14 protein-coding genes are annotated in these 16,976 nt (G+C 68.3%); 4 read left to right on the forward strand and 10 right to left on the reverse strand.

What is annotated here, in order from left to right; translation table 11 throughout:
* The first annotated feature begins 25 nt into the window (after nt 1–25).
* Both ACILR9_RS08025 and ACILR9_RS08030 read left to right on the forward strand, forming a co-directional pair.
* Nucleotides 26–868 (forward strand): SDR family NAD(P)-dependent oxidoreductase, encoded by an 843-nt coding sequence (locus tag ACILR9_RS08025; RefSeq protein WP_395709383.1) that lies wholly within the window; start codon nt 26–28, stop codon nt 866–868.
* Nucleotides 865–2,022 carry a M23 family metallopeptidase gene (locus ACILR9_RS08030; protein WP_395709384.1) on the forward strand — a complete coding sequence of 386 codons (1,158 nt, stop codon included), beginning with the start codon at nt 865–867 and terminating at the stop codon, nt 2,020–2,022. The genes ACILR9_RS08025 and ACILR9_RS08030 overlap by 4 nt, the downstream gene beginning before the upstream one ends.
* A gap of 237 nt (nt 2,023–2,259) precedes the next feature.
* Here the strand turns inward: ACILR9_RS08030 and ACILR9_RS08035 are convergent, their stop codons facing one another.
* Genes ACILR9_RS08035 through ACILR9_RS08050 form a run of 4 tightly spaced genes read right to left on the reverse strand, consistent with a single transcriptional unit; the run spans nt 2,260 to nt 6,872 of the window.
* The gene (locus ACILR9_RS08035; RefSeq protein WP_395709385.1) at nt 2,260–3,003 is read right to left on the reverse strand and encodes an ABC transporter ATP-binding protein; all 744 of its coding nucleotides are present in this window, start codon (nt 3,001–3,003) and stop codon (nt 2,260–2,262) included.
* Nucleotides 2,984–4,786: an ABC transporter permease subunit gene (locus ACILR9_RS08040; RefSeq protein ID WP_395709386.1), complete on the reverse strand. Its 1,803-nt coding sequence runs from the start codon at nt 4,784–4,786 to the stop codon at nt 2,984–2,986. The genes ACILR9_RS08035 and ACILR9_RS08040 overlap by 20 nt, the downstream gene beginning before the upstream one ends.
* Before the next feature lie 13 nt (nt 4,787–4,799).
* Nucleotides 4,800–5,669, reverse strand: coding sequence for a branched-chain amino acid ABC transporter permease (locus tag ACILR9_RS08045; protein ID WP_395709387.1), 870 nt, complete (start codon nt 5,667–5,669; stop codon nt 4,800–4,802).
* Between the two features lie 3 nt (nt 5,670–5,672).
* The gene (locus ACILR9_RS08050; RefSeq protein WP_395709388.1) at nt 5,673–6,872 is read right to left on the reverse strand and encodes an ABC transporter substrate-binding protein; all 1,200 of its coding nucleotides are present in this window, start codon (nt 6,870–6,872) and stop codon (nt 5,673–5,675) included.
* A 198-nt stretch (nt 6,873–7,070) separates the two neighbouring features.
* Here ACILR9_RS08050 and ACILR9_RS08055 point away from each other — a divergent pair, with 198 nt between their 5' ends.
* Nucleotides 7,071–9,128, forward strand: coding sequence for a molybdopterin-dependent oxidoreductase (locus tag ACILR9_RS08055; RefSeq protein WP_395709389.1), 2,058 nt, complete (start codon nt 7,071–7,073; stop codon nt 9,126–9,128).
* A gap of 237 nt (nt 9,129–9,365) precedes the next feature.
* Here the strand turns inward: ACILR9_RS08055 and ACILR9_RS08060 are convergent, their stop codons facing one another.
* Both ACILR9_RS08060 and ACILR9_RS08065 read right to left on the reverse strand, forming a co-directional pair.
* Nucleotides 9,366–9,803 carry a PaaI family thioesterase gene (locus tag ACILR9_RS08060; RefSeq protein WP_395709390.1) on the reverse strand — a complete coding sequence of 146 codons (438 nt, stop codon included), beginning with the start codon at nt 9,801–9,803 and terminating at the stop codon, nt 9,366–9,368.
* Between the two features lie 106 nt (nt 9,804–9,909).
* Nucleotides 9,910–11,112, reverse strand: a complete 1,203-nt coding sequence (locus ACILR9_RS08065) for an acyl-CoA dehydrogenase family protein (protein WP_395709391.1) — start codon at nt 11,110–11,112, stop codon at nt 9,910–9,912.
* A gap of 79 nt (nt 11,113–11,191) precedes the next feature.
* Between ACILR9_RS08065 and ACILR9_RS08070 the strand changes: the two genes are divergently transcribed.
* Nucleotides 11,192–12,121, forward strand: a complete 930-nt coding sequence (locus ACILR9_RS08070; protein WP_395709392.1) for a LysR family transcriptional regulator — start codon at nt 11,192–11,194, stop codon at nt 12,119–12,121.
* A gap of 142 nt (nt 12,122–12,263) precedes the next feature.
* Here ACILR9_RS08070 and ACILR9_RS08075 read toward each other — a convergent pair whose 3' ends face one another.
* The 4 genes from ACILR9_RS08075 to ACILR9_RS08090 all read right to left on the reverse strand — a co-directional run bounded on the left by ACILR9_RS08075 (nt 12,264) and on the right by ACILR9_RS08090 (nt 16,948).
* Nucleotides 12,264–13,505, reverse strand: a complete 1,242-nt coding sequence (locus tag ACILR9_RS08075) for an MFS transporter (RefSeq protein ID WP_395709393.1) — start codon at nt 13,503–13,505, stop codon at nt 12,264–12,266.
* Entirely contained in the window at nt 13,495–14,667 is a 1,173-nt protein-coding gene (locus ACILR9_RS08080; RefSeq protein ID WP_395709394.1) for an MFS transporter, read from the reverse strand. Before ACILR9_RS08080 ends, ACILR9_RS08075 begins: the two co-directional genes overlap by 11 nt.
* A gap of 475 nt (nt 14,668–15,142) precedes the next feature.
* The gene (locus ACILR9_RS08085) at nt 15,143–16,570 is read right to left on the reverse strand and encodes an NAD(P)-binding domain-containing protein (RefSeq protein WP_395709395.1); all 1,428 of its coding nucleotides are present in this window, start codon (nt 16,568–16,570) and stop codon (nt 15,143–15,145) included.
* Nucleotides 16,571–16,618: 48 nt separating this feature from the next.
* Complete coding sequence (locus ACILR9_RS08090; RefSeq protein ID WP_395709494.1) at nt 16,619–16,948, reverse strand: ArsR/SmtB family transcription factor; 330 nt, start codon at nt 16,946–16,948, stop codon at nt 16,619–16,621.
* Between the last annotated feature and the right edge of the window lie 28 nt (nt 16,949–16,976).

Consider the following 16,976-nt stretch of genomic DNA (forward strand, 5'->3'; position numbering starts at 1 on the left):
CCCGCCGAAACGGTTGGGAGAAATCATGGGCAAGCTCGACGGCAAGATCACCATCGTCACCGGCGCGACCAGCGGCATCGGCCGGCGCACGGTCGAGATTTTCGTGCAGGAAGGCGCCAAGGTGGTGGCGACCGGCCGCCGCGAGGAGCACGGCCGCTCGCTCGAGGCGGCGCTGGGCAAGGACAAGTGCCTGTTCGTCAAGGCCGACGCCACCCAGGAGGCCGACGTCGAGGCGATGATCGCCGCCTGCCTCGGCCGCTGGGGCCGGCTCGACTGCCTGTTCAACAATGCCGGCGGGCCGGCGCCAGTGGGCGGCATCGAGACCATCCCGGTGGACGGCTTCGACGTCGCCATGGCGACCCTGGTGCGCTCGGTCATGCTCGGCATGAAGCACGCCGCGCCGGTGATGATGAAGCAGGGTTCGGGCAGCATCATCAACAACGGCAGCGTCGCGGCGCGACGCGCCGGCTACTCGACCTCGATGATCTACGGCGCCGCCAAGGCCGCGGTCGTGCATCTCACGGTGTGCGCGGCCATGCAGCTCGGCGAGAAGAACGTGCGCTGCAACTCGATCTCGCCGGGCGGTATCGCCACCGGCATCTTCGCCAAGGCGCTCGGCCTGCCGCCCGACAAGGCCGACAGCTACGCCGAGGCGATGAAAGCCGGTTTCGCCAAGAACCAGCCGATCCCGCGCGCCGGCCTGACCGACGACATCGCCCACGCTGCGGTGTTCCTGGCGTCGGACGACTCGACCTTCATCAACGGCCATGACCTCGTGGTCGACGGCGGCATCGTTGGCGGCCGGCTGTGGACGCCGCACCAGGAGGGCGTCAAGGCGATGCGGCAGGCGTTCGGCGTCGACGCATGATCAGGTGTCTTCTGCTCGCCGCAGTCGCCCTGTGCCCGGCGGTGCTGCCGGCCCTTGCCGCGGAGCCTGTCCTGACGCCACTCGTCGGCCAGGTGATTGCCGCGCCGCGGCCGGTGCTCGGCTCGGACCAGCGGCGCCATCTTGTGTACGAGGTGCAGCTCGGCAATGTCACGGCAGGCACGCTCGAGGTGCAGGCCGTCGAGATTGTCGACCAGGGCGGCAAGGTCGTGCATCGGCTCGACCGCGACGCCGTGGCCCGGCGCCTGTCGGTCGGCGGACGGCGCGGCGCCGAAGCCGCCGATCTCCTGTTCGGTCAGTTCGGTGTCCTTTTCCTGCACGTGGCGCTCGGCAAGGATGACGCGCTGCCGCGCACGCTCAGTCATCGCATCGCAATTCGTTTCATGCCGGCCAACATCGATCACGTGCTGACGATTGCCGAGACGGCGGTGAACGATGCGCCTGCCGTGGTTCTCGGGCCGCCGCTCCTCGGCAAGGGCTATATCGCCGGCGACGGCTGCTGCGACAGCATTCGCCATGTGCGAGCGCTGCTGCCGCTCGACGGCCGCTTCACGCTCGCCCAGCGCTTCGCCATCGACTGGGAGCAGGCCGATGCGCAGAACCACCTGGTCAGCGGCGATACCAGGACGCTCACCAACTACACCATCTTCGGCAAGGACGTGCTGGCCGTCGCCGACGGCACGGTCGTTGCCGCGCGCAACGACCTGCTGGAGCAGGTGCCGGGGGCGTTACCGAGGAACCTGCCGCTCGACCAGGCCGACGGCAACTTCGTGGTGCTCGATATCGGCGGCGGCGCCTACGTGCTGTTTGCCCACATGCAGCCGGGCAGCGTCACGGTGACCGCGGGGGCCCGCGTCAAGCGCGGCGACGTGCTGGGCAAGGTCGGTAATACCGGCAATAGCCAGGCGCCGCATCTGCACCTGCATGTCATGGACGGGCCGTCGCCATTGCTGGCCAACGGCCTTCCCTACGTCATCGACGCCTTTACCCTGACCGCCATCGACCACGCCGGCACGGCCGATTTCGACAAGGCCGAGGCCACCGGCTCGCCGCTTACGCTGACGCCTGTGACGCCGCCGCAAGTGATGAAAGGCATCCTGCCGCTCGACCTGACGGTCGTCGAGTTTTCGAAGTAGGTGTGTCTTCCTCCTCCCCAGCTTCGCTGGGGAGGTGCCCCGTCATACGGGGCGGAGGGGTCGTGAGCCTCAGTCCCGCTGCTCATGACCCCTCTGTCCGCGATGACGCGGACACCTCCCCAACAGAGTTGGGGAGGAAAAATGAGCGGGCGCCCATGGACGAATGCCCTGCCCGATTACAGGGGGGAGAATGAGATGTGTCCATTCCTCCCCCAGCTTCGCTGGGGAGGAGAATGATCACGCCAGCGGCGGGCTGACGTCCTGGCCGAAATAGGCGTGCTCGAGGCGGTTGGGCAGGTCGGGCTCGTCGGTCTTGGCTTCCAGCACGATCGAGCCGCGGGCCAGGGCGTAGACCCTATCCGCCAAATTCAGCGCCTTCTCGATCAGCTGCTCGACCAGGAGCACGGCGGTACCGGCATCGCGCAGACGGGCTGCCGCGGCGAGCACGCGGTCGACCAGCACCGGCGAGAGGCCGGCCGACGGTTCGTCGAGCATCAGGAGCTTGGGGTGCCGCACCAGGCCCTGTGCCACCGCCAGCATCTGCTGCTGGCCGCCCGACAGGGTGACGGCGCGGTCGTTGCGCTTCTCGGCGATCTCCGGGAAGAACGCCAGCGCCTCCTCGACCCGATCTTCGAGCTCGCGCCGCGCCATGCCGTAGCCCGCCAGCATGACGTTGTCGTGCACGCTCAACTGGGTGAACACGCGATGGCCCTCGACCACGTGCACGAGGCCGGCATTGACCGCCTCGCGCGGGCCGGTCGTGCTCATGTCGTGGCCGGCGAAGGTGACTTTGCCGGTGCGTGGCAGCAGGCCTGACAGGGCCTTGAGCAACGTGCTCTTGCCGGCCCCGTTGGGGCCGAGCAGGGCCACGATCTCGCCGGCGCCGACCGTGAAGTCGATGCCGTTCAGCACGCCGATCTTGCCGTAGCCGGCGCTGAGGCCCCGGACTTCCAGCAGTGGCTCACGCCCCGAGATAGGCACTGACCACCTCCCGATGCGAGCGGATCTCGGCCGGCGTGCCCGCGGCCAGTTCCTTGCCGAGGTTGAGCACGGTCACGCGATCGCAGATGTCGAAGATCAGGTCGGCATGATGCTCGACCAGCAGCACACCGGTGCCGGCGCGACTGATCGCCTTGATCAGGTTGCCCAGCCGGCGGATCTCCTCGGCCGACAGGCCGGCCGCCGGCTCGTCGAGCATCAGGAAGGCCGGCCGCAGCATCAGCGCGCGGGCGATCTCCATGAAGCGCAGCTCGCTGTGCTGCAGGCGGTCGGCGCGCACCCCGGCCAGCGTCTCCAGGCCGACCGTGGCCAGCGCCTGCATTGCCGCCTGCTCGAGGTGCTTCTCGTCGCGGCGATGGCGCGGCAGGCTCAGCATCGCCTCGCTGAAGCTCGCCTGGCCGTGCACCGTGCCGCCGATCATGACGTTGTCCAGCACCGAGGCGGCGCCGACCAGGCGCGGCGTCTGGAAGGTGCGGGCGATGCGGTATTCAGCGCGCCGGTACGGTTGCTCGAACGGCAGCTCGGCGCTCCCCAGCGTCATCGTTCCGGTGCTCGGCCGGTAGTAGCCCGAGATCACGTTCAGCGTCGTGGTCTTGCCGCTGCCGTTGGGGCCGATCAGGCCGTGCACCTCGCCCGAGCGGATCTCCAGGTCGAGCCCGTCGATCGCACGCACGCCGCCGAAATGCAGCGAGATGTCCTTGAGCGCGATGGTGCTGGGCGCGCTCTTGTCGAGCACGCGGGCCAGCAGCTCGGGGCGCGGCACGATCTCACGGTGCTGCTCGAGCGGCCGGCGGTTCTTGAAGTCGAGCAGGTCGGCGATGCCTCCGGGGATCAACAGCACAATTGCCAGCAGCAGCGCGGCGTAGAGGAAGGTCGACCACTGGACCAGCGGCGCGGCGAACTCGGGCAGCGCCGTCAGGATGATGGTACCGAGCGCCGGCCCCAGGATCGAGCCGCGCCCGCCGATCAGGATGGCGATGAAGAACAGCACCGACATCTCGAAGGTGAAGGCGTCGGGCGTGATGTACGACTGCAGCGAGGCGAACAGCCCGCCGGCCACGCCGCCCAGGGCGCCGGCCAGCAGGAAGATCAGCATCAGCAGCTTGGGCTTGGCGATGCCGGAGGCTTCAGCGGCGACCTCGGCGTCGCGGATGGCGACCAGGGCGCGGCCATAGCGGCTCGCGCCGATGTTGGCCGTGATCCAGGTCGCGAGCGCCGCGAGGATGAAACAGAAATAGTAGAAGCCCCAGCCGGGATCGAACGGCCAGGGGAACACCGGACCGGGCGTGCCGACGCCGCCGCCGGTGACGTCCTTCCAGGCCAGCGCCACCTGGGTGACGATGGTGGCGAAGCCCAGCGTGGTCATGGCGAAGTAGAAGGTGCGCAGCCTGAGCGCCGGCAGGCCGACGATGACGCCGAAGATCGCCCCCATGACGCCGCCGGCGGCGAGCGCGAGATAGGCCGGCCACTCTGGCCCGACGCGGCCGGCGGCCAGCGCCGCCGTGGTGTAGGCGCCGAGCGTCAGCATCGACACCCAGCCGATGGCGATCTGACCAGCGTAGCCCACGACCAGGTTCAGCCCGGCCGACAGCACCCAGTAGATGTAGGCGCGCTGGGCGATGACGCCGATGTAGGAATCGTCGAGCAGCGGCAGCAGCAGGCCGATCAGCCCGAGCGCGATCCACGACGCCTTGCCCTCGAGCCAGCCGAGCAGGCCGGCCTGGGGGCGCGGCGCCGCGATGGGAGCGGCGGTATCCGTCGTCATGTGGTCCCGCCCGTCAGACGCGCCGCGCCGTCGCCGCGCCGGCCAAGCCCTCGGGCCGGAGCAGCAGCACGACGATGAAGACCGCGAACACCGCGACCGAGGCGAAGATGCCGCCGACCAGGACGTTGGCGGCCTGCTGGAACAGGCCGAGCGCCAGCCCGCCGATCACGGCGCCGCGGTTGGAGCCCATGCCGCCCAGGGCCACCGGCACGAAGCCATAGAAATTCAGGATCGCCTGGTTGCCGAAGTAGGCCAGCAGCATCTGCGCGCCGGTGAAGCCCGCCAGCGTGCCGATCACTCCGGCGAGGGCGTAGCTCGCAAGCCGGAGCCGCGTCTCGGGCAGGCCGAGCGCGCGGGCGGCATAGCTGTCCTCGGCGATAGCGAGGAAAGCGCGGCCGATCAGGGTCTTGCGATAGAGGAACTCCAGCCCCGCGACGGTGACGGCACAGGCAAGCAGAGGCAGCAGGAATTTCTGGTCGAGCCACGCCGATGCGGACCCCGATTCGATCGGGATCAGCACCGGGAAGGGCTGCGCCTCGGTGCCGAACTCGATGGCGGTGACCTGCTGGATCATGAGGGCAAAGGCAAGCGTCGACAGCACGTAGAGGTGCTGCTCGATGCTCTTCAGTACCGGGCGCACCGTCAGGATCTCGGTGACGAGCCCCAGCAGTGCGCCACACGCCAGCACGAGCACGAAGCCCAGAACGGCGTTCATGCCCCATTTGTGGATGAAGAGCGCGCCCAGCACACCGCCCAGCATTCCCAGCATGCCAGCGGTAAAGCTGAACACACGCGACGCCGAGAACATCACGTTGTACGTGATGCCGATCAGTGCGTAGACCGCTCCTACTGCCAAACCGTAGGAGACGATCGATTGGAACATGGTCTAGCTGCTGTAGCCGGGCGCCAGGTTGAACGCACCGTCCCTCAGTGAGTTGACCTCGCACATCACGACCTCCTGGTCGGGGAAGCCGTTATGCTCCTCGGGTGTCCAGGTCACCGTGCCGTAAACGCCCGGCCAGGCCTTGACCTTGTTCATGTAGGCCACGACGTCCTCAGGCTTGGTCCCCACCGCCTTGAAGACTTCGCCGATCATCTGGGCGCCGTCCCAGCCCAGCGCCACCCACCACAGCAGCGTGTCGCCGAACTCGACCTTGTCCTTCTTCAGCCGCTCGACGTAGGCCGCCGCGCGCTCCGGCAGCTTGCCGTTGACGTAGCAGCAGTTGCGGAAATTGTTGGAATAGACCTTGTTCCAGTACTCGGGCTTCTCGAGCAGGGCCTTGGTCTGCCCCGAGCCCAAAGTCGTCTGGCCGACCACCGGCACGTCCCAATTCATCGCGCCGCGCGTATTGAGGATGCGCGACAGGAAGCCGGCATTGACGCTCCACGGCATGATCGCCTGGGCGCCGGCGTTCTGCATGCGCAGCAGCTCGGGCTTGAGGTCGGGGTTCGCGGCGTCGACGTGGTTGGTGTAGACGACCTCGGCGCCCATCGCCTTCAGCATCGGCACGTAGGTGTTGACCGAGGCGGTGCCGTAGCCGGTGGTGTCGCTGATCACCGCCACCTTCTTCAGCTTGAGCACGTTGTAGACGTAGTGGTTGGCGCCCTTGCCGACCTGGGTATTGGTCGGCGCGATGCGGAACGACATCGGGTATTTCTTGACGTCGATCAGCTCGTCGACCCAGCACGGATGCAGCATCGGCACCTTGTCGCGCGCGATCAGGGGTGTCGCCGCCAGCGCCTCGCCCGAGTTGAGCGGCCCCCAAATGATCGAGGCCTTCGCGCGCTGCGTCAGCTCGGCCACGGCATTGACCGCCTTGGTCGGGTCGCTCTGGGTGTCGCGCGAGATCAGCTCGAGCTTGCGGCCCTTGATGCCGCCCGCCTTGTTGATCTCCTCGACCGCGAGCTGGGTACCGCGATTGATGCCGACGCCGGTCGACGAGCTAGGCCCGGTCAGCGCCGGCAGGTAGCCGATCTTGATCGGGTCGGATTGGGCGATGGCCGGCGCCGGGAAGCCTCCCGCGGCTGCGAGGGCCGTAGCAGTGGCGGCCGATCCGGCCAGGACTTGGCGACGACGAAGTGACATGTCATTCCCTCCCACACAGGGCCCTCGAAAAGGGGATCGTGTTGTTTTGCTTAGCATAGCCGGCGGCGGTGCATGGTCAATGCAGGCGCCTGTCGACAATGGGTATCGTAGTATTAACGATCGGTCTCGTACTATCGCCAATCGTCATTTGACAGCGGCAAGGCAGGCTTTCGAAACCGGCTGCCGCGGAGGAAGCAGATGGGCAAGGTGTTCTGGAAATCGGCCTGTCCGCACGACTGTCCGAGCGCCTGCTGTCTCGAGGTCGAGCGGCTGTCCTCGACGCGCATCGGCCGTATTCGCGGTGCGGCTGCGAACACCTACACCGATGGTGTCGTGTGCGCCAAAGTGGCGCGCTACGCCGAGCGGGCCCACCATCCCGACCGCCTGAAGCAGCCCCTGCGGCGCGCCGGCGAGAAGGGGCAGGGCGACTTCCGCCCGATCTCGTGGGAGGCGGCGCTCGACGAGATCGCCGAGGCCTTCCAGCGCGCGGCTCGCACGCATGGCGCCCAGTCCGTCTGGCCGTACCATTCGGGCGGCACGATGGGTGTCGTGCAGCGCTGGGGCATCGACCGGCTGCGCCATGCCTTCGGCTATTCGCGTCAGAAGACGACGATCTGCGTGACGCCGGCCGAATCGGGCTGGCGTGCCGGTGTCGGCAAGCTCACCGGTCCCGATCCGCGCGAGATGGCCGAGTCCGATCTCATCGTCGTGTGGGGCGGCAATCCGGTCTCGACGCAGGTCAATGCGATGACCCACATCGCCAAGGCGCGCAAGCAGCGCGGCGCCAGGCTGGTGGTCGTCGACGTCTACCGCACGCCGACAATCGAGGCGGCCGACATCGCCCTGGTGCTGCGCCCCGGCACCGACGGCGCGCTGGCGCTCGCCATGATGCACGTGCTGCTGCAGGAGGGCCTGGCCGATCGCGACTATCTGGCGCGTCACACCGACTTCGGGCCCGACATCGAGGCGCATCTCGTTGACAAGACCCCGGGCTGGGCGGCGGCGATCACCGGCTTGCCCGTGGCCGAGATCGTGGACTTTGCCCGCCTGTACGGCCGCACCGAGCGCAGCTTCCTGCGAGTCGGCTTCGGCTTCACGCGCTCTCGCAACGGCTCGGCGGCGATGCACGCCGTGACCTGCCTGCCGGCGATGACCGGGGCGTGGCGCCATCGCGGCGGCGGCGCGTTCTTCATCAACTGGGACAATTGGCGGCTGAACACGACGCTGGCGCATGGCCTCGACATGATCGACCCCAAGACGCGCGTGCTCGACCAGTCGCGCATCGGGCCGATCCTGTGCGGCGAGCCGGAGGCGCTGGCCGGCGGCCCGCCGGTCAAGGCGATGCTGATGCAGAACGCCAACTCGGCCAACGTCGCGCCCGACAGCGCCGCGGTGGCGCGCGGTCTCGGCCGCGAGGACCTGTTCGTCTGCGTGCACGAGCAGTTCATGACGGCGACAGCGAAGTACGCCGACATCCTGCTGCCGGCCGCGATGTTCCTAGAATACGACGACATCTATTACGGGCTGGGCCACACCCACCTGACGGTCGGCGCGCGTGTCCTCGACCGCTACGAGGACTGCCGCACCAACCACGAGCTGATCTGCGCCCTGGCACAGCGGCTGGGCGCGCCGCAGCCGAGCTTCCGCATGAGCGCCATCGAGCTGCTCGACGCCACCCTGCGTGCCTCGGGCAAGGGCCCCTGGGCGGAAGCCGCGGCGCGCGGCTGGGTCGATTGCGTCGAGGACTTCCAGGCGACGCACTTCCTCGACAGCTTCCCGTCGAGCGACGGCCGCTTCCATTTCAAACCCGACTGGAAGGCGGTTGGCCCTTATCACGCCGGGCTGCGGTCGCTGCCCGACCATCTCGAGAACTACGAGCGCGCGACCGACGACCTGCCGTTCCGCCTGGTCGTGCCGCCGGCGCGCGCCTTCCTCAACACAACCTTCACCGAGACGCCGGGCTCGAGCGCGCGCGAGGGCGAGCCGCGCGCCCTGATCCACGAGGACGACGCAGCGCGCCTCGGCCTGAGCGGCGACGGCGCCATGGTCCGCCTCGGCAATGCCCGCGGCGAGGTCACGCTCGCCGCCCGCGCCGCGCGCACCGCCCGCCCGGGCGTGGTCATCGTCGAAGGCAACTGGCCGAGCGACGCCTATCCCGATCGTGTCGGCATCAACACTCTGATCGGCGCCGACCCCGTCCCGCCGAACGGCGGCGCCGCCTTCCACGACACTGCGGTGTGGATGCGGCTGGCGTAGCTCTTTTCCTCCCCCTATGGCGCTGTAAACAGCGCCATAGGGGGAGGTGGCCCGTCATTCTCATTCTCCTCCCCAGCTTAGCTGGGGAGGTGCCCCGTCATACGGGGTGGAGGGGTCATAGGCCCCCTCACGTGACTCATGACCCCTCCGTCCGCGATTACGTGGACACCTCCCCAACTTCGTTGGGGGGACATGAGAAGAGCGCCACAGAGTGGCGCGATCCCGGCGATGAGTGCTTCAGGAGGGCCGATCCCCCGTCCGCGCGAACACCGCTGACGCATGCACGATGCGCTCGCCGTTGCACACCAGGTAGCAGTTGGCGAAGGCGAGGCGGCCGCCGACCTTGTGCACGTCGACATGCGCCTCGACCCAGTCGCCGATCCTGGCCGAGCCGGCGAAATCGGTCGTCACGCTGGCGGTGGTCAGCATCGGCGACGGTGTCTGGCTGCGCGTCGTGCGGTAGCCGAGCGCGATATCGCACATCGTCATCATCAACCCGCCATGGGCGAGGCCGCGCCCGTTGGCATGCTTGGGCTGGATGCGCACGCCGACGACGAACGTGCCGTCGTCGTTGGTCCGGTAGAAAAACGGCCCGTTGTGATCGAGGAACGCGCTCGAGCGGAACAGCGGCTGGAATCCGTCGGGCGGGGTGGATCCATGGTTGTCGTTCTCCATTCTCCTCCTATGAAAATCGGGGCGGGCACCGCCCCGATTTTCTCAGCATCGTGGTGCGCGCCGGCGTGCTGGGGGTCTCCCCAGCGAAGCCGGGGAGGAGTACGAACTAGTTGTACCGTCTGAGCTCGATCCGGCCGATCTGGTTGCGATGGACTTCGTCGGGGCCGTCGAAGATGCGCATGGCGCGCGCGCTGGCGAAGGCGGAGCCGAGGCCGAAATCCTCGGTCACACCGGCGCCGCCGTGCGCCTGGATGGCGTAGTCGATCACGCGGCACAGCATGTTGGGAGCGGCCACCTTGATCATGGCGATCTCGGCCAGCGCCTCCTTGTTGCCCACCTTGTCCATCTTGTCGGCTGCCTTGAGCACCAGCAGGCGGGCCTGCTCGATGGCGATACGCGCCTCGGCGATGCGTTCCAGCGTCACGGTCTGCTCGCCGAGCGCGCGGCCGAAGGCGGTGCGTGACTTCACGCGGCGGCACATCTTCTCGAGCGCCGCCTCGGCCTGGCCGATCGCGCGCATGCAGTGATGGATGCGGCCCGGTCCGAGCCGGCCCTGGGCGATCTCGAAGCCGCGGCCTTCGCCCAGCAGGATGTTTTCGAGCGGCACCTCGACATTGTCGAACACCACCTCGCCGTGGCCGTGCGGCGCGTCGTCGAAGCCGAACACCGGCAGCGAGCGCACGACGGTGATGCCCTTGGCCTCGCGCGGCACCAGGATCATCGATTGCTGACGATAGCGGTCGGGAGTCTTGGGGTCGGTCTTGCCCATGACGATGAACACCTTGCAGCGCGGGTTCAGCGCCCCGGAGGACCACCATTTGCGTCCGTTGATCACGTAGCGGCCGCCGCGCCGCTCGATGCGGCATTCGATATTGGTGGCATCGGACGAGGCGACCGCCGGCTCGGTCATGGCGAAGCAGGAGCGGATGCTGCCGTCGAGCAGCGGCTCGAGCCATTGCTTCTTCTGCGCCGCGCTGCCGTAGCGCTCGATCGTCTCCATGTTGCCGGTGTCCGGCGCCGAGCAGTTGAATGCCTCCGGTGCCCACTCGACGCGCCCCATGATCTCGCACAGCGGAGCGTACTCGAGATTGGTGAGGCCGGCGCCGTGCGCGCCCGGCAGGAACAGGTTCCAAAGCCCTTCGAGCTTCGCCTGCGCCTTCAGATCCTCGAGCACCGGCGGTGTCTGCCACTGGCCGTTGGCGCGCAGCTCCTGCTGGTAGCGCTGCTCGCTGGGTTGAACATGCCGGTCCATGAAGTGCTGCACGCGCGCCTGCAGCTCCTTGACCTTGGGTGAATGGTCGAAATCCATCGCGTCCTCCTCGACTGCGGTTGCACCAGGATCGGGAGATGCCTAGCATTGATCAAATGAATTGATGGAATATTGCGATATGAATGCTGTGCATCTATCGCGCGTCGACCTCAACCTGTTCGTGGTGTTCGACGCGATCTTCTCGGAGGGCAGCATCACGCGCGCAGGACGGCGGCTCAACCTGTCTCAGCCGGCGATCAGCCACACGCTTTCCCGACTGCGCGGTCTCGCCGGCGATCCGCTGTTCGTGCGCAGCGGCCACGCGATGGCGCCGACGCCGCGGGCGCGCCAGATGATCGCCTCGGTGCGCGATGCCCTGCACGGCTTCGAGACCGCGTTGGCCGCGACCGACAGCTTCGACGCCGGCGCCGTCAGCAAGCGCTTCGTCATCGGCCTGCAGGGCGTGGCCGAGCCGATGGTGGCGCCGGTGCTGATGCGGGCGATCGCCAGGTCGGCGCCGCGCGTCGACATCAGCCTGGTGAGGCCGGACCGGCGGGAAATCGAACGCGAGCTGGCGGCCGGAACGCTCGATCTCGTGCTCGACGTCCTGCTTCCTTTGCCGGAGGAGGTGAGGCGGCTGCGGCTCGGCACCGAGCGCCTGATGGTGATGGTGCGGCGTGACCATCCCAAGGTGCGCAGGGCGCTCACCCTCGCCGCCTATCTGGCGCTGGAGCATATCCAGGTCTCGCAGCGCCGGCGCGGCCTGTCGGCCGAGGATTTCGAGTTGTCGCGCCAGGATCTGCGCCGCCGTATCCGCCTGCGTTGCCAGAACTATTACGGCGCCTGTCGCGTGGTCAGCGCCACCGATCTCGCGCTTACCATGCCCGAGCGCCACGCCAGGATCATCAACCACCATTTCGGCAACCGCCTGCTGCCGTTCCCGCTCGATGTCGCCGCGTTCGACACCTATGCCTACTGGCACGCCAACAGCGATAGCGATCCAGCGAATCGCTGGCTGCGCGCGCAGCTGTTCAAGGCGTTCGCGAAGGATGCGGGGAAGAAGCGGTGATTCATTCTCCTCCCCAAGCGTCGCTTGGGGAGGTGCCCCCGTAATCGGGGGCGGAGGGGTCATGAGCGTCAGTGGTGGTGCTCATGACCCCTCCGTCGCCGTATGACGGCGACACCTCCCCAGCGGAGCTGGGGAGGAGGGGCTACTTTCGCATCGCCAAGTCGCCCTCGAGCTCGCGCGGGCGGATGCGCACGAAGGCGACCAGCGCCAGCGCCATCAGCAGCGCGACCATCGCCCAGGCGAGGCCCCACCCGAGCGGCGACATGCCGCCCGACAGGTCGAGCGTCCAGCCGATCGCGAGCGGGCCGACGAAGCCACCGCCGTAGCCCAGCATCGAATGGACGGCGAGCGTCGCCCCGCGCCGCGCCGGGTCGGCCGAGCCGGCCGCACCGGCGGTCAGCGACGACGAATCGAGCCAGATGATCATGCCGTAGAGCACGATCAGGCCAACCGCGATCCAGTAGCCGAGCGAGCCGAGGAAACCGATCAGCGCGCCGGTCAGGATCGACAGCACCATCGCGGCGGCGATCAACCGGCGGCGCCCGAAGCGGATCGAGGCCTCGTTGCCCAGCACGCTCATCAACGTGCCGAGCAGGCCCAGCACCGTCACCACGACGGCGGGCGAGAGCAACTCGCCGGTCCTGCCGCTGCTCGCGGCGACCCAGACAAGGAAAGTGACACCCCAGCCACGCAGTGCGTTCATCTCGAGCGTGTGGGCGCAGTAGGCGAGCGAGTAGGCGAAGGCCGAGCGGTTGCGCAACGCCGGGCGGAAGTCGAACATCGCCGCCGCCGGTCCGGCCGGCCGCGCCTGATGCGGGCGAGCAGGCACCATCAGGGCCACGGCGACCCAGGCGATCGCCGCCGTCAGGCCGGCGCTGGCGAAGGCCAGCCGCCAGCCGAACGCGTCGGCCAGCAGATCGCCCAGCAGGTAGGATGCGGCACCGGAAATGCCGATGCTCGCGGCATGGCCGGTCACCGCGCGTGACATCATCTTGTTGTCGACCTGGTCGGCGAGCAGCTTCAGGCCGGTCATGTAGGTGCCGGCCCAGCCGAAGCCAGCCAGACCGCGCAGCGCCAGCGCCGACCAGAACCCCTCGGCCAGCAGGCCGAAGGCGAAATGGGCGATCGTGGTGAAGCCGACACCCAGCAGGTAGACGCGTTTGGGGTCGACCCGGTCGGTCGCCGTCACCAGCACCGGCACGGAGACCATGTAGGTGGCGTAGAACGCCGACGTGATCCAGCCAGCTTCGCTATTGGTGAGCGACCAACGGGTCATCAGGTCGGGCATCAGCACCGGCCAGTAGCCGGCGCCGAGCTGGACGAAGACCTGCGCGGCACAGACGATGGCGACCAGGCGCCGGGCGGTCCGCTGATCAGTCGGCATGGTGGGCTGCCTCCTGTCGGGGCATGCGCAAGGCGCACAAGGCCAGGCAGGCGGCCAGGCTGAGCCCCGCCGTCACGAGCAGGACACTGGCGCCGATATGATCGAGCAACACCGCGAAGGCGAACGGCGCCAGCGCCGACAGGAAGCGCGACGGCAATCCGATCAGGCCCAGTCGATAGCCGTAGCTTTCCGGTCCGAAGATGGCGAGCGGGACCGTGCCGCGCGCGATGGTGAGGATGCCGTTGCCCGATCCGTGCAGCACCGCGAAGGGGCCGGATGCGACGCTGCCGCCAATCAGCAACAGCACGGCGACCCCGACCGGATGGGTGAGCGTTGCCAGGCGCGCGGTGATCAGCGGATGGAGGCGCGCCAGCGGCCCTGCCTCGAGCAGTCTTGCGCCGACCTGGGCCGGTCCGATCAGGGCGCCGGCGGCGATGGCCTGCGTTGGCGAGGCGCCGGCGGCTTCCATGATGCGCGGGAAATGCGCCGCCATGCCGGCCGTCACGATCCAGGCCGCGGCAAAGGCGAAGCCCAGCAGGATCATCGCCCGGTCGAGCGGAACCGGCTTGTCGGCCGCACGCTTCTCGGCCACCGCCAGGGTCGGTCGCGGCAGGCACCAGTAGTTCAGCGGCAAGGCGACGAAGCAATGCAGGACCGCCCAGGCAAGGCAGGTGTCGCGCCAGCCGATCGTCGAGGCGCCCAATGCCGTGAGCGGCCAGCCGATGGTGCTGGCGAAGCCCGCGAACAGCGTGATGCCGGTGATGGCGCCGCGCGCACTCGTGCCGTAGATGCGGCCGAGCACGGCGAACGCCGCGTCATAGAGCCCGATCCCCATGCCGACACCCAGCACGATCCAGGCAAGCTGGAGAGTGAGCAGGGACTGAGCGAGGTACAGCAGCACCAGTCCGCTGGCGAACAGCAGGTTGGAGACGGCCAGCACGGCATTGCCGCTGCCGCGATCGATCAGCCGGCCGGCGCGCGGGCCTAGCAAGGCCGAGATGATGAGCGATACCGAGAAGCTCGCGAACAGCCAGGTGGTCGAGGTGCCGGTATCGCGCGCGATGTCGTCGGCCAGGATGGCCGGCAGATAGTAGGACGATGCCCAGGCGAGCGTCTGCGTCGAGCCCAGGATGGTGATGGTCGCGAGTCGTCGTGGATCCATCAGGTCACCGCAACTGTCCGGCGAGGGTCGCTCGAGGCCGGCGAGCGCACGTGGACCATGTCATGTCATGACAGGACACTCGCATATGGGCGCATTCTTCATTCCCCTCCCCAGCTCCGCTGGGGAGGTGTCGCCGTCTCACGGCGACGGAGGGGTCATGAGGACCACCACTGGCGCCCATGACCCCTCCGCCCCGTATGACGGGGCACCTCCCCAGCGGAGCTGGGGAGGAGAGTGAAGGGCGTATCCATATGCAAACGTCCTGCATGTCACGGGGTGCGGCGCGGGCTTTCATCAGTCAAGGCGCCGCGCCTCGCCCGCTCTCGTCGTGAAGGGCGCCAGCCTGGCAGATGACGGAGCTGCATGAAGCGCGCTACTCCTGTGGCGCTTATGGGCTGTGTGATCGACAAGGAGAGCGCCACAGGAGTGGCGCTCCCCCCGCTTGGACCCGGCAGCATCGGCGCGGCCTCGCTCATCAGCCGCAGCCACAGCCCTTCTTGCCTTCTTCCTTGGCCTTCACATCAGCGACGCAGCAGCCGCTCGCCGCCGGTTCCGCCGTTTGCGGCGGCGGGCCGCCGCAGCAGCCGGCTTCTGCATCGATCGATCCCCCGAGACCTTCGGCCGAACGGCGATCTGCCACTGGACCTGGCCCGGAGCAGACGCCGGTCTCGGGCAGCACCAGCTCGACGCGCGCCGCAGCCTCGCGGTCGCCGGCGATCTCGGCCACGATCGACCGTACCTGCTCGTAGCCGGTCAGCATCAGGAAGGTCGGCGCCCGGCCGTAGCTCTTCATGCCGGCGAAATAGAAGCCCGGCTCGGGCTGGGCCAGCTCGCGCGCGCCGTGCGGGCGCACGGTGCCGCAGCTGTGGATGTTGGGATCGATCAGCGGTGCCAGTGCCGGCGGGCATTCGACGGCGGGATCGAGCGACAGCCGCACCTCGCGCAGGAAGTCGAAGTCCGGCCGGAACCCCGTCGCTACCACCAGCTCGTCGGCGGCAATGAAGCGGCCGCAGCACGAGGAGCCGGCGCCGATGCGAAGCTTGTCGCCATCGCGGGTGACGTGCGAGACGCGGAAGCCGGTCTCGACACAGATCTTGCCCTCCATGACCAGCCTGGCGAAGGCCGTGCCGAGGGCGCCGCGCGCCGCGAGCTTGTCCTTGGCGCCGCCGCCGAAGGCCTTCTCCGGCTTGTCGCCCCGCAGCAGCCAGATCACCTCGGTCCCGGGCGCCTCTTCCGCGAGGCGCACGAGGTCGATCAAGGTGCCGATCGCCGAATGGCCCGAGCCCAGCACCGCCACGGTGCGGCCGGCATAGCGGCCACGTTCGCGGCCCAGCACGTCGGGCATGCCGTAGGCGAGGCGGTCCTGCACCTCGCGCTCGCCGATCGCCGGCAGACCGTCGGCGCCCGCCGGGTTGGGCGAGAACCAGGTGCCGGTCGCGTCGATCACCGCGTCGGCCTCGAGCTGCTCGGGACCCTTACCGTTCTGGTAGCGGACGGTGAAGGGCGCGAAGGCGCGGCCGTTGCTCTTCATCTTGTCGAAGCCCGCGCGCCCGACACTGGTCACCATGCTGCTGGTGCGGATGTGGTTCTTGAGCGGCGTGCGGGTGGCCAGCGGTTCCAGATATTGCGCCAGCAGCTCACCGCCCGTCGGATACTGGTCGGGCGGCGGCGAGTTCCAGCCGGCCGCAACCAGCAGGCGCTCCGATGCCTTGTCGATGGCGTACTCCCAGGGCGAAAACAGGGGCACATGACTCCACTGGCGCACGGCATGGCCAACCTGCGGTCCGGCCTCCAGGATCACCGGCTCCATGCCGCGCTCCAGCACATGGGCGGCGGCGGCGAGGCCCACGGGGCCGCCGCCGAGGATGGCAACTGTCCTGGGCTTGCTGGCTGAGTCGGGCATGGCGTGCTCCTGTTCTCCCGGAATAATCGAAATAGTGGGGCAAATTTTTTACGCGGCGGCCTTCGACGTCTTGGACACGCGCGGAGGGCAGGTGCCTTCGGCGCAGCATTCCTCGACCATGTAGTCGATCAGGCCGCGCATCAGGTCGTAATTGGTGTGGCAGACCAGGGTCGTGCCTTCGCGGGTCTGGGTGACGAGGCCGACCGCGACCAGCGACTTGAGATGATGGGACAGCGTCGACGCGGCGATCTCCAGCCGATCCTGCAGGCGACCGACCGGCATGCCTTCTTCACCCGCACGCACCAGGATGCGGTAGATCTTGAGGCGCGTCGGGTTGCCCAGGGCTTCCAGGCGGGCGGCCGCGTCGTCGAGCTTCATGTTTCCAATGTAGGACATCGCCCGGCGA

Origin of the sequence: Reyranella sp. (assembly GCF_044224635.1) — a bacterium.
In the GTDB taxonomy this organism is placed as follows: Bacteria; Pseudomonadota; Alphaproteobacteria; order Reyranellales; family Reyranellaceae; genus Reyranella.